The organism is Porphyrobacter sp. GA68 (assembly GCF_022605525.1).
Taxonomy (GTDB): Bacteria; Pseudomonadota; Alphaproteobacteria; order Sphingomonadales; family Sphingomonadaceae; genus Qipengyuania_B.
This window is the reverse complement of record NZ_JAKQYJ010000002.1, coordinates 259,319-271,988: the sequence shown is the minus strand read 5'-3', so window position 1 is coordinate 271,988 and position 12,670 is coordinate 259,319. Positions and strand designations below refer to the sequence as shown.

The 12,670-nt window shown below is 65.7% G+C and carries 13 protein-coding genes; 4 read left to right on the top strand and 9 right to left on the bottom strand.

What is annotated here, in order from left to right; genetic code table 11:
- Positions 1-61 precede the first annotated feature (61 nt).
- On the top strand, positions 62-838 hold the full coding sequence (locus LHJ54_RS09035) for a hypothetical protein (protein WP_228243560.1): 777 nt from the start codon (positions 62-64) through the stop codon (positions 836-838).
- Positions 839-843: 5 nt separating this feature from the next.
- On the opposite strand, the gene LHJ54_RS09030 is transcribed toward LHJ54_RS09035, so the two are convergent.
- The 4 genes from LHJ54_RS09030 to LHJ54_RS09015 all read right to left on the bottom strand — a co-directional run bounded on the left by LHJ54_RS09030 (position 844) and on the right by LHJ54_RS09015 (position 5,607).
- Positions 844-1,656 (bottom strand): universal stress protein, encoded by an 813-nt coding sequence (locus LHJ54_RS09030; protein ID WP_228243559.1) that lies wholly within the window; start codon positions 1,654-1,656, stop codon positions 844-846.
- A gap of 153 nt (positions 1,657-1,809) precedes the next feature.
- A complete protein-coding gene (locus LHJ54_RS09025; RefSeq protein ID WP_228243558.1) occupies positions 1,810-3,012 on the bottom strand; it encodes a type III PLP-dependent enzyme in 1,203 nt (400 codons plus the stop codon).
- 211 nt (positions 3,013-3,223) lie between these two features.
- Positions 3,224-4,396, bottom strand: coding sequence for a carboxynorspermidine decarboxylase (locus LHJ54_RS09020; protein ID WP_228243557.1), 1,173 nt, complete (start codon positions 4,394-4,396; stop codon positions 3,224-3,226).
- Entirely contained in the window at positions 4,396-5,607 is a 1,212-nt protein-coding gene (locus LHJ54_RS09015; protein ID WP_228243556.1) for a saccharopine dehydrogenase family protein, read from the bottom strand. The genes LHJ54_RS09020 and LHJ54_RS09015 overlap by 1 nt, the downstream gene beginning before the upstream one ends.
- Positions 5,608-5,925: 318 nt before the next feature.
- On the opposite strand from LHJ54_RS09015, the gene LHJ54_RS09010 reads away from it, so the two are divergent.
- Genes LHJ54_RS09010 through LHJ54_RS09000 form a run of 3 tightly spaced genes read left to right on the top strand, consistent with a single transcriptional unit; the run spans position 5,926 to position 7,785 of the window.
- Positions 5,926-6,879 carry a threonine/serine dehydratase gene (locus tag LHJ54_RS09010; RefSeq protein ID WP_228243555.1) on the top strand — a complete coding sequence of 318 codons (954 nt, stop codon included), beginning with the start codon at positions 5,926-5,928 and terminating at the stop codon, positions 6,877-6,879.
- A gap of 31 nt (positions 6,880-6,910) precedes the next feature.
- Complete coding sequence (locus LHJ54_RS09005; RefSeq protein ID WP_228243554.1) at positions 6,911-7,360, top strand: MAPEG family protein; 450 nt, start codon at positions 6,911-6,913, stop codon at positions 7,358-7,360.
- Complete coding sequence (locus LHJ54_RS09000; protein ID WP_228243553.1) at positions 7,357-7,785, top strand: MAPEG family protein; 429 nt, start codon at positions 7,357-7,359, stop codon at positions 7,783-7,785. The genes LHJ54_RS09005 and LHJ54_RS09000 overlap by 4 nt, the downstream gene beginning before the upstream one ends.
- Positions 7,786-7,840: 55 nt before the next feature.
- Here the strand turns inward: LHJ54_RS09000 and trxB are convergent, their stop codons facing one another.
- The 5 genes from trxB to LHJ54_RS08975 form a co-directional block, all read right to left on the bottom strand.
- Positions 7,841-8,818: a thioredoxin-disulfide reductase gene (gene trxB / locus LHJ54_RS08995; RefSeq protein WP_228243552.1), complete on the bottom strand. Its 978-nt coding sequence runs from the start codon at positions 8,816-8,818 to the stop codon at positions 7,841-7,843.
- Positions 8,819-8,870: 52 nt separating this feature from the next.
- Positions 8,871-9,644, bottom strand: coding sequence for a tyrosine-protein phosphatase (locus tag LHJ54_RS08990; protein ID WP_228243551.1), 774 nt, complete (start codon positions 9,642-9,644; stop codon positions 8,871-8,873).
- 19 nt (positions 9,645-9,663) lie between these two features.
- Entirely contained in the window at positions 9,664-11,088 is a 1,425-nt protein-coding gene (locus LHJ54_RS08985) for a trehalose-6-phosphate synthase (RefSeq protein ID WP_228243550.1), read from the bottom strand.
- Between the two features lie 116 nt (positions 11,089-11,204).
- A complete protein-coding gene (gene otsB, locus LHJ54_RS08980) occupies positions 11,205-11,939 on the bottom strand; it encodes a trehalose-phosphatase (protein ID WP_228243549.1) in 735 nt (244 codons plus the stop codon).
- 49 nt (positions 11,940-11,988) lie between these two features.
- Positions 11,989-12,651, bottom strand: a complete 663-nt coding sequence (locus LHJ54_RS08975) for a TIGR02281 family clan AA aspartic protease (protein ID WP_228243548.1) — start codon at positions 12,649-12,651, stop codon at positions 11,989-11,991.
- Positions 12,652-12,670 lie beyond the last annotated feature (19 nt).

Sequence of the window (12,670 nt, the reverse complement as noted above, 5' to 3'; positions counted from 1 at the left end):
CGCAGCGGGCGCAACAACACCGGCAACCCTGCGCGTCTTCACCGCAGGCAGGAGCAGCGCGATGACCGAGCATATCACCGACTTTGGCCATGGCTTTCATCACATCCGGGGCCAGCACCGGATCGGCGGGCTGGTCGATGTGGGCACCCATTGTTCACTGGTCAGGCTGGCGGACGGCGGTGCCGTGTTCCTGGACAGCTACACCCTGCCCGGCGACATTCTGGCACAGGTTCGGCGCATGACGGCAAACGGGGCCGATGTGCGCGCCATTCTGAACCTCCACCCGTTCCACACCGTTCATTGCGAATGGATGCACCGCACCTTTCCCGATGCGCGGCTGTACGGCACCAGGCGGCACCGCGACAGGCTGCCCCACCTGCCCTGGGACGATGTGCTGTGCGAGGAAGATGGCCTGGCGGAACGGTTCGGTGCTGACCTCAATTTCTCCGTTCCTGGCGGGGTCGATCTGGTCTGCGAGAAGGAGAACGTCCATTTCGCTTCCGTTCTGGCCTTTCATCCCGGCAGCGGCACGATCCATGTCGATGATACGCTGTCCTGCGTGCAATTACCCGGACCGCTGCGCGGATTACCGCTGCCGATGACCGGAAGCCTGCGCTTCCACCCCACCCTTGCCAGTGCGCTGAAGCCGGAACCGGGGGCAGCGGATGCCTTTACCGCCTGGGCCTATGATCTGGGCGCGGACTGGCACGACGCCCGCAGGGTCGCCACCGCCCACAACAGCGTGGTCGAACTTCATGGCGATTTCCCCGAACGCATTGGCGAGGCGCTGGGGCAGGTGCAGCCGGTGCTGGCGCGGCACCGGCGACGCCACGGCTGACCGGATCAGGATGTCGGCGGCACGACCAGCGTGTCGATCGGGGTCAATCGCAGAAGGTCGCTGGCCGTGCTGCCCAGGATGGCACGGCGCAGGGCGCTGTCGCCATGCGTGCCGATCACCACCAGATCGGCCCCGCTCTCCTCCAGTTCGCGCAGCATCGCGGTATGGACGTTGCCATAGATGAGGTTCTGCGAAATGCGCGCGCGTGTTTCAGGGCGCAGTTCGGCCACGAACTCGTCAAACACCTTCTGTTCCGCCTCGCGCATCCGGTCGCGGACCTGATCGGCTTGCTGCCATCCTTCGAACGGCACGCTGAAGGCGTGCACCACGTCCAGCTGCCGGTCGGCGAACAGGTCGGCGGCCTTTTCCAGAGCGATGCGCGATGGTTTGTGGAAGTCAGTGGCCGACACGATGCGGCGGTACGCCGCGCGAGGACGGCTCTTGACGACCAGCACGGGCAGGCTCGCCTCCCGGATGACCTGATCAACGACGGAGCCGAGCACGTAGTCGCGGAAATTGCGGTAGCGGGCCACGCCCAGCACGATGATCGCGGCGCCTGTTTCGCGCGCGACATCGGTGATGACAGCGGTCGGCTTGCCCGCCTGGCAGCGCAGCGTCACGCGGGCTTCGGTGCGCGGCAGCACACTGGCCAGCCGCCGCTCCAGCTCCGCCTGCGGCGGCTGATCGCTTTCGTCCGGGTCGAGGGCGTGGACGACGATCACCTCGCTGCCCCACTCTTCGCCCAGAAGGATCGCACGGTCGAGCGCGCGGTCCGCCTCGGCGCGGAAATCCGTTCCGATTACGATTGGTCCAGTCACCGGCATCCTCCTGTCGTTCGATCTCCCCCCCCAGCCTAGAGACGGGCATCCGCCCACGCAACCAAGCGCGGGCGCCAGCGCACCCGGACGGCTGTGCCTGTGCCTGTGCTGTCCCGGCGATAGAGGAGCGGGATCGGCCCGCTCCTCGCCCGTTTACCTGAGGCTGACCACGTTGTCCGCGACCGGCCGCACCCGGCTGCCATCGTACAGGCTGGCCATCGGCTCGTCGGTGACGACGATGTGTTCTGCCGCGCCGAAGCCGTTGAACGCCGTCTTCATTGCCGCGCCGTAAGCGCCCAGCATCCCGATCTCGATATAGTCGCCGGCCTGGATGTCGCCGGGCAGCGGGAACGGACCCTTCATGAAATCGGCATCGTCACAGGTCGGCCCGTAGAAGGAGAAGTCCTCTTCCGCGTCGATCAGGTCGTCCTCCAGCGCTTCCACCGGGAACTTCCAGGCGATATGCGCCGCGTCGAACAGTGCCCCGTACGCACCGTCGTTGATGTACAGCTCGTTGCCGCGCCGCTTTTCCACCCGCACGATCAGCGAGTTGTATTCGGCCGCCAGCGCCCGCCCCGGCTCGCACCAGAGTTCGGCGTTGTAGGCGATCGGCAGCGCTTCGAACTGGCGATGGATGATGGCAAAGTAATCTTCCAGCGGCGGCGGCTCCATGCCCGGATAGACCGAAGGGAATCCACCGCCCACATCAACCATGTCGATGACCACCGAAGCCTCTGCAATGGCGACACGCGTGCGTTCCAGCGCCTGCACATAGGCAAAGGGCGTCATCGCCTGGCTGCCCACGTGAAAACACACACCCAGCCAGTCACAATGCTGGCGCGTGGCCTGCAACAGTCCGCCGGCATCGGCGAGGTCGCAGCCGAACTTGGCGGCCAGCGACAGCTCCGAATATTCCGAGGACACGCGCAGGCGCACCAGCAGGCGCAGGTCCGTCGCCGCATTGCCGTCGGCATCGCGGCAGGCATCTACGATCTTGTCCAGTTCTTCGGGCGTGTCGAGGCTGAATGTGCGGCAGCCGTGCTGGTGATACGCTTCCCGAATGGCCGACGGCGCCTTGACCGGGTGCATGAAGCACAGCACCGCGTCCGGCAGCGTGGCCGCGACCAGGCGCACTTCGGTAATGGATGCGACGTCGTAATGCGTCACGCCGTTGTCCCACAGAACCCGCAGCAGGTCGGGCGACGGGTTCGCCTTGACCGCATACAGCACCTTGCCCGGAAACTTCTCGACGAAGAAGCGGGCGGCGCGCGCGGCAGCGTGCGGTCGGTTGAGGATCACGGGCTCGTCCGGCTGGAGGGCGCGGACTACGGACCGGGCGTTATGATACTCGTGCAACTCAAGGGACCCCCTACGGTTAAGTTCAAGACATGCTGCCTTGCGGTAAGGAAGTCCCCTGGGGCAGCGGAAGGGCGCATATAGGCACTGCCGCGTTAATCGCAACTGAAAATGTGCGCTTTTGCGTCATTGTGACTGCGCCGCCGGAAGGCGCCCTGCCAAACCGGCCGCTGAAGCGCGCGAATCCGGGATGGCGCAGGCGTCCCGCCGCTCAGGAAAGGCGGTTGCGGAACTCCTCCCACCCGAACGAGCGCACCTGTTCCAGCGCGTCGGTGCCCGAATCCCACAGCCAGATGGAGGGCAGCGGCACCCCGTTGAAGGTGTTGGTCTTGACCATGGAGTAGTGCGCCTGATCCAGGAATGCGATGCGCCGGCCCGGCTCCGCTCCGTCAGGCACGCGGTAATCGCCGATCACATCGCCCGCGAGGCAGGAAGGCCCGCCCAGCCGGGTCTGCGGTCCTTCGTCCACCTCGCCCAGCATGGCGGGGCGATACGGTGCCTCGATCACGTCGGGCATGTGGCAGGTGGCGGATATGTCGGTGATCGCCGTCGGCACCCCGTTGAACCCGGTATCGAGGATGGTGCCCACCAGAATGCCCGCGTCCAGCGCCACCGCCTCGCCCGGCTCAAGGTAGATGTCGGCGCCCGTGTCCTCCTTCGCGTCGCGCAGGAACTCCACCAGTTCGTCACGCTGGTAATCGGCGCGCGTGATATGGTGGCCGCCGCCCATGTTGATCCATTTGAGCTGCCCGAAATAGGGTTCGATGGCGTCGAACACCTTGTCCCAGGTTGCTGCCAACGGTTCGAAATCCTGTTCGCACAGGTTGTGGAAATGGATGCCGTCCACCCCCTCCATGTGTTCCGCCGTCAGCTGATCGATGGGGAAGCCCAGCCGGCTGCCGGGGCTTGACGGATCGTAGCGCGGCACTTCCCCGGTTGCGACCAAGGGGTTGATCCGCAGGCCTGTGTCGAACGCGCGCCCTTCGCTGCGGGCCTGTTCGACGATCAGGGTGGCCCGGCGCAGTTGCTCGGGCGAATTGAAGATCACGTGGTCCGACAGCCGGCACACTTCCGCCAGATCTTCGGGCTTGTAGGCCGGCGAATAGGTGCTGATCTCGCCGTCATAGAATTCCGAAGCGAGCCGCGCTTCCCACAGGCCGCTGGTGCAGACCCCGTCGAGATACTCGCCGATGATCGGGGCCGCGCTCCACATGGAAAACGCCTTCAGCGCCAGCAGCACCCGGCATTCCGCGGCGTCGCGGATATCAGCCAGAACCTGAAGGTTGGCCCGCAGCCGCACCGCATCCACCACGAAGGCGGGCGAATCGACGCGGGTAAGGTCGAAGCGGGCAAAGGCGCCCGGATCGCCGGCTCTGGTTTCCATCAGAAATCGACCGGCCCGCCCAGTTCCTTCACCTGCCACGGCAGGCCGTGGGCGTTCAGCATCTCCATGAACGGGTCGGGATCGAGCTGCTCGATGTTGAACACCCCCTCGCCCTGCCAGATGCCCTGCACCATCAGCGCGCTGCCGATCATGGCGGGAACGCCGGTGGTATAGCTGACCGCCTGGTTGCCGGTTTCCCGAAACGCTTCTTCATGGTCGCAGATGTTATTGATGTAGAACGTCTTTTCGCCCGACCCGTCCAGCGCCTCGCCGGTGGCGATGACGCCGATGTTGGTCTTGCCCTTCGTCGTCTCCCCCAGCGTTTCCGGCTTGGGCAGCACTGCGGCGAGAAATTGCAGGGGGATGATCTCGCGTCCCTGGAACGCCACCGGCTCGATGGAGGTCATGCCGACGTTCTGCAACACGGTGAGGTGGGTGATGTACTGGTCGCCGAACGTCATCCAGAACCGCGCCCGTTCCAGTTCCGGCACAAATTTCGCCAGGCTTTCCAGCTCCTCGTGATACATGAGGTACGCGTTGCGCCTGCCCACGCCCTCGAAATCAAACTCGGTCTTGACCTGCATGGCGGGCGTCTCCACCCACTCCCCGTTCTCCCAGTGCCGCGCGGGGGCGGTCACTTCGCGAATGTTGATCTCCGGGTTGAAGTTGGTGGCGAAATGCTGGCCGTGGTCACCGCCATTGCAGTCGAGAATGTCGAGCTGTCGAATTGTCTTGAGCTTGTGCTTCTTGAGCCACATCGTGAAAACCGAGGTTACACCGGGGTCGAACCCGCTGCCCAGCAGGGCCATGATGCCCGCCTCGCGGAAGCGGTCGTGATAGGCCCACTGCCACTTGTATTCGAACTTGGCCTCGTCCTTCGGCTCGTAATTGGCCGTGTCGAGGTAGCTGACTCCGGTTTCCAGACAGGCATCCATGATCGGCAGGTCCTGGTAAGGAAGGGCGAGATTCACGACCAGGGTCGGCTGCACCCGGCGGATGAGATTGACCATTGCCGGCACTTCCTCCGCGTCGACTTCGTAGGTGTGGATGTCGACGCCGGCCCGTTCCTTCACCGACGCGGCGATGGCATCGCATTTGGCCTTGGTCCGGCTGGCAAGGTGAATTTCAGGAAAGATGTCGGTGTTGAACGCCATTTTATGGACGCACACGCTGCTCACTCCGCCTGCGCCGATTACCAGAACCTTGGTCATTCGCTACTCCATCAAACCAGTGAAACCTGCCCGGCGGCAGGTGCGGCGCAGCATAGTGCGGCGCTGAACTGCGCCGGACGCCCGCCTTTAAGGCAACCCACATAGGGGAATGCACCGGCGTCGCAATATGTCCCTGTGCTGCCACCGCGATCTTGCCGCCCCGCTTTCCTACGGCGGGAGTTTGCGGCAGGATCGGCGCATGAAAACACCGCCCTTCGCAAACCGGCACCTGTTCGACCGAACCGTTCCGGTCTTCCGCCCTGTTGGCTCTGGACCGTGTAACATGCGGTCCAAGTGTCCCGCAGGAGCGACGGGTCGATGACCTTCGAACGCCTGCCGACCCGGGACGGCGTAGTGGCAGCGGCGGGGTCGATTGCGCGTATCCTTCCCGCCACGCCGCTCTTGCCGGCGGAGATCGCGGGAACCGCCTGCCACGTGAAGGCGGAAAGCCTGCAGCCGATCGGATCGTTCAAGATCCGCGGCGCGTGGTGGCGGCTGGTAAACCTGTCGCCAGAGGAGCGGGCGCGCGGCGTGGTCGCGGTTTCCAGCGGCAATCATGCGCAGGGCGTGGCCTGGGCGGCGCGGCGGCTGGGCATCCGCGCCGCCATCGTCATGCCGCGCGACGCCCCGCGGGTTAAGCTGGCGGCGACGGCGGAACTGGGCGCGGAACTGGTCCTGTACGACCGGCCGGGAGAAGACCGCGACGAGGTAGCCGCGCGCGAAGTCGAACGCCGCGGCGCGATACTTGTCCACGCCTTCGCCAACCCCTGGGTCATCGAAGGGCAAGGCAGCGCCGGGGTGGAGGCAGCGACGCAGCTTGGCCGTGCGCCGTCCCGGCTGATCGTGTGCTGCGGGGGCGGCGGACTGGCCGCGGGCCTTGCGCTCGCCTGCCCCGACAGCGCGATCCATGTCGTCGAGCCGGACGGCTGGAACATGGTTGGCAAGGCAATCGCAGCAGGCGAGATCGTCCGCGCCGCTCCCGATGCGCCACCGACGATTTGCGACGCGCTGCGCCCGGACACGACCAAGCCCCTGAATCTGGCGCTGCTGCGCGGGCGGATCGAGCCTGGCGTCACGGTCACCGACATTGAAGTGCGGGAAGCGCAGCGGTTCGCCTTTGCACGCCTGCGGCTGGTGCTGGAACCGGGGGGCGCGGCGGCGCTGGCCGCGGCACTGGCGGGCAAGGTGCCGGTGGACGAGGATACGGTGGTGATGCTCACGGGGGGCAATGTGGACGCGCGCGCGTTTGCGCAGACCCTGCTGGACCGCTAGACCACGGCAAGGTTTTGGGGGAGACGATTATATGCAGGCGCAGATACTCGCACCGGCGGCGGTGCTGATCGCGTGGTCGCTGGTCATGCTGTTTTGGATGGCGGGAACGCGGCTGCCCGCGATGAAGAAGATGGGCGGCGGCGTCGGACGGGCCAAACCGGGCGGACGCGGACAGGATCTGGAAGGTCGGATCGACGACCGGGTGAACTGGAAGGCGCACAACTACACGCACCTGATGGAGCAGCCCACGATCTTCTATCCTGCGGTCATCATCCTCGCGATCATGGGCGCGGCGGCGGGCGACGTGCTGGCGGCGTGGATCTATGTCGCCCTCAGGGTGGTCCATTCCGTCTGGCAGGCGACGGTCAACACGCTGCCGGTGCGCTTCACCCTGTTCCTGCTGTCCACGCTCGCCCTGATCTACCTCGCCGCGCGGGCGATTATCGCGACCGTGTTCCATGATCCGGCGGTGCTGGTGTGACCGGCGCGGGCATACTCCAGCCGGTCGTCGCCCTGCTGGTCTGGACGATGATCATGTGGGTGTGGATGTACGCCACCCGCCTGCCTGCGATGGGGCGCGCCGGCATCGATGCCAAAAGCATGGTCGGCAGCACGGGTGCTTCCCTGCGCGAAAAGCTGCCCGACCGGGTCAGCTGGAAGGCCGACAACTACAACCACCTGCACGAGGCGCCCACGCTGTTCTACGCGGCGGCGCTGGTGCTGGCTTTCACGGAGGCGGGCGACGGGGCGGGCGAACTGCTCGGCTGGGCTTACGTCCTGCTGCGGATTGCCCACTCGCTTGTGCAGGCGCTGGTGAACCGGGTGGTAGTGCGTTTCGCGCTCTTCGCGCTCTCGACCCTGGTGCTGATGGCGCTGATCGCAAGGGCTGCGGTGGCTGTGTTCTGAGCGCCCGGCCCTCCTGTGCCCAGCCCTCCCGCGCGCGGGAGGGGTCGGCGGCGGGTCACTCTGCCGCTTCTGCGTGCCCCGTCTCGCGGTCGAACTCAAGACCTTGCAGGAAGCGCTCGGCATCCAGCGCCGCCATGCAGCCGGTCCCTGCCGCCGTCACGGCCTGGCGATAGATGTGATCCATCACGTCGCCGCAGGCAAACACGCCGGGGATGGCGGTGCGGGGTGTGCCCGGCTCGACCACGATGTAGCCGTCCTGCAATTCGAGCTGGCCGGCGAACAGTTCGGTTGATGGAGCATGGCCGATGGCGACAAACGCGCCATCGACGCGCAGTTCGCTCGCTTCGCCAGTCACCGTGTCGCGCAGGTTCAGGTGGGTCAGCCCGCCTCCCGCAGGGTCGCCGCCGAAACTGTCCACCGCCTTGTTCCACAGCACGCTGATCCTGGGATTCGCCTGCAGCCGGTCCTGCAGGATGCGTTCCGCCCTCAGCGAATCGCGGCGATGGATCAGCGTCACGTCGTCGGAATGGTTGGTGAGGTACAGCGCCTCCTCCACCGCCGTGTTGCCGCCGCCGATGACGGCGACCTTCTTGCCGCGATAGAAGAACCCGTCGCAGGTGGCGCAGGCGGACACGCCCTTGCCGTTCAGTTCCATCTCCCCCGGTACGCCCAGCCACTTGGCCTGAGCGCCGGTCGAGATGACCACCGTGTCGGCGATGTACTCGTCTCCGCTGTCGCCGACGGCCCGGAACGGGCTGCCATTGGTCAGATCAACCTTGACGATGGTGTCCCACATCATCCGTGTGCCCACATGCTCGGCCTGGACCTGCATCTGCTGCATCAGCCAAGGTCCCTGGATCACATCGGCGAAACCGGGATAGTTTTCCACGTCGGTGGTGATCGTCAGCTGCCCGCCCGGTTGCAGTCCCTGCACAACGATCGGCTCGAGCATGGCGCGCGCGCCGTAGATCGCGGCGGTAAGCCCGGCCGGCCCGGAACCGATGATAAGCATTTTCGTGCGGTGGGTCGCCATGCGGAAGTCCTGTTTCAACTGGAAGCGTTTATGGGGACGGCGCGCAGCAATGTCACGTGATGAACCGTTCTTGCAATACCTCCCGCAGGCGCTCGTCCACCGCCAGCCTTGCCGCGAGAAAATCGTCCACCGATCCGTAAGCGGTGGCGACCTCGTCCTGGAACGCCGCGAAATAGGCGGGCCGCACCTGCATCAGCGCATCGCGCGCCGCCGGATCGATCGGACCGAACCGCCGTTCGAGACCCGGCAGCGACTGTGCGTGGAGCACGTGATAGGTCGTGGCTGCGTTGGTCAGCAGGAACTCGGCGAGCTGATCCTCCGGCCTGACGCCAAGAACGTGGAGCAGCAGCGTCACCGCGATGCCGGTCCGGTCCTTGCCCGCAAAGCAATGCACCAGGCTGGCGCCGTCCCGCTGGGCCAGCACGCGCAGGTAATCGCCGATGATGGCGTGCATCGCGGGGTTGTGGGGAATGCGGCGATACAGGGCGATCATCCGCCGGACAGCCGCAGCCTCCGTCACCCGGCTGTCCTCCACATCCATGTGCGGCGGCGAGTTGGATGTCTCCCCGTTGAAGAACACCACTTCACCCGCCCATTGCGGCGCACGGCGGCATGGGTGGCGTTCGCGCTCCGAATTGCTGCGCAGGTCGATCACCGTGCGGATGTCCAACCGGGCCAAGTTGTCGAGGTCCGCGTCGCTCGCCCCGACATGCTGGCCCGAGCGGTAGAGCAAGCCCCGCCTCACCTCACCCTGCGCGGTTCGATAGCCGCCATAATCCCGGAAGTTGTGAATACCCTCGAACGGGGCGGAACCAGCGCGCGTCATCGCGCGGGCAGGTGCCACTTCAGCGGTGCCGAAGCAAGCCGCCCCGACCCTCAGTTCGCATGGGCGTTGTAGCGGCAAGGTCGCGGCAGAAGTCGGCCGCCCATTGCTGCACCGTCTGCGTCCGGACACTGTCGTGCATCCGTTCCCAACGCCGGCGCCGCTCGTCCAGACTCATCTTCAGCGCGGTATGGATGGCATGGGAGATGGCGTCGGGGCTGTGCGGATTGACCAGCACGGCATCCGTCAACTGCTGCGCCGCGCCGGCGAACCGCGACAGGATCAGCACGCCCGGATCGTCTCGATCCTGCGCCGCCACATACTCCTTGGCCACCAGATTCATGCCGTCGCGCAGCGGCGTTACCAGCCCGATCTTGGCCGCCCGATAGAACCCGAACAGTTCGGCCGCGGAATGCCCCTTGTTGACATAGCGGACAGGCACGAGGTCGATTTCGGAAAACTCCCCGTTGATCCGCCCGGCCCTGCCTTCCAGTGTTTCCCTGATCTGCTGATAGGTTTTCACGTCTTCCCGGCTGGGCGGGGCGATCTGGACCAGCACGACTTCACGGCTGCTGCCGGGATAGGTTTCGAAAAACCGGGCGACGCCATCCAGCCGTTCTGGCAAACCCTTGGAATAGTCCAGCCGGTCCACCCCGATGATGGCGGTCCGGCGCCGCGTGCTCGACAGCATCCGCTGCTGCGCCTGGCGCGCCTCGCCCGTTTGGCCCTGCGCGGCAAAGTCGTCGTAATCTATGCCGATCGGATAGCACCTTGCGATAGTACTGTGCCCGTCGAGCGTGATCTGCCCGGTGCCCCCGTTGATCGCCGCCGACAATTCGCGGCGGCAATAATCCAGGAAATTGTCGCGCCATTCTTCGCTCTGAAAGCCGATGAGGTCGTACTGCAGGACAGTGCGAACCAGCCGCTCGTGATACGGCAAGGACAGCAGCAGATCGGTCGGTGGCCATGGAATGTGCAGGAAAAAGCCGATCCGGTTGCTCAACCCGCGCGCCCGCAGCCGAGCGCCGAGCGGCAGGAAATGGTAATCATGTACCCACAAGGTGTCATCCGGCCCGATCAGCGGCGCGACGCAGGCGGCGAAGGTTTCGTTCACTCGCTCGTAGCCCTTGGCGGTTTCGCGCCGATAGTCGGTCAGATCCACCCGATAATGAAACAGCGGCCACAGGGTCGCGTTGGCATACCCGTTGTAGTATTCTTCCACGTCCTGCGGCGCGAGGTCGATTGTTGCCGTGGTCACGCCGCCAGCCGTCTGGAAGCGCGGTTCGGTCGCGGGGTTCTCCACCGTCTCGCCGGACCAGCCGAACCAGAAGCCATCCTGTTCCCGCACCAGCGAATGCAGCGCCCCGGCAAGGCCGCCCTGCGCGCCCTTGCCGCCTGCGGCGGTCGGCACGGCGACCCGGTTGGATATGACTATCAATCGGCTCATCAAGCTCTGCTCCCACCTGCGTCAGGCCTGTCCCGCTGAGTCAACAACGCGGGAGTGCGGAATAGTTCGCGCCGCGTCACCTTCAAGAATGACTGCCGGGTGCTCGCCTCCTGCAGCTACAGCATCAGCCAGCGGTGTACTGCGGCCACGTCCGGCAAGTGATAGGATGCCGCGGCGCTATCGCGTTCGCCCACCGCGATTCCGAACCCACCGGCGCGGGCCACGGCCACAAAACCCTCTTCATCAGTGATGTCGTCGCCCACGAATACCGGCATTGCCCCGGTGAATGGATGCCGCGCCATCAATGCGCTGGCCGCCGTTCCCTTGGAACCGCCGGGCGCGCGCAACTCCACCATCATCTTGCCCGGCTGAAGTTCCAGACCGGTGAGCCGGGCCAGCTTGCCCGCAAGCGTCAGTGCGGCATCGCCCTGTGCAGGCACCTTGCGGAAGTGGAGGCCTGCCGCGAGCGCCTTGCGCTCCACGATGACGCCGGGCCGTTCCGCCGCAAAAGTGTGGAACGCCGCGTCCACCTCGTCCAACCCCGCCGGCCGTGCAGCGCGGTCGAGGCCGATGCCCGGCCACCACAGCTCCGTTCCATGGGTGCCCGCCAGCACGTGCGCCCCAAACCCGGCTGCGTGCAGCCAGTCCACCGACCGCCCGCTGACAATTGCCAGCCGCCCTTCCAGTGTCCGGGAAAGGGCCGCCAGACCAGCCGGCAGGTAACCCGGCAAATGAACTTCATCCGGGCCTGGAGCCAGTTCGATCAGCGTTCCGTCACAGTCCAGAAACAGCGCGATCCTGTGGGTCGACGTCAATTCTTGCAGGCGCGGTGGGGGTGGCAGGCTCGGCATCGACCTCTTCTGTGCCGATGCCGCTGCGACAGGTCAAATCTGGCGCTCGTCACTCGGCCCTGTCGTCCGAGGCGGGGTTCAGGATCAAGGTGTCGCCGCGCACCTGCCATCCTTCCAGCCGCGACAGGAAATTCATGCCCAGCACGTTGGTCTCTCCCAGTGTCGGGGCGATGACTGCGTCGAGGTCTGAGGCAGAGATATTGCCGAAGGACAACTCGTCGATGCGCGTAACCTGCGCCGGGACGGCGCCGTTTGCCGTCACGATGCGCACCGGCACCGCATTGTTGCGCGGCTGCAGACCGGCGCGCTCGGCGAGGTCGGCAGACACTGCCGTCAGGGTAGCGCCGGTGTCGACCAGGAACGCGGCCTCGGCGCCGTTCACCTGCGCGTTGATCCAGAAATGGCCATCGCGCGCCAGCCTGATCTGCGTCTCGCCCCCCTCGACCACCTGCGGGTCTGCGCCGATCCCGGACCGCACGAACCCCATGCGCGGGTCCAGGGAGGAAACCTGCAGCACGACGGTCAGCAGGATGGCCGCAAGGGTCAGGGTGCTCGCAACGCTCAGCAGGCGGCCCAGCGGCACCCGGTGGCGCACCAGCCGCGTGCCGATCCAGCCCGCCACGATAGCGAGCACGGTCGCGGTAAGAAGTTCGCCTTGGCTGATCGCGCTCAATCGGTCGAGCCACTGGGGCAGGTTTTCGGTAATGGGCATGATGTCACGATGATATAGG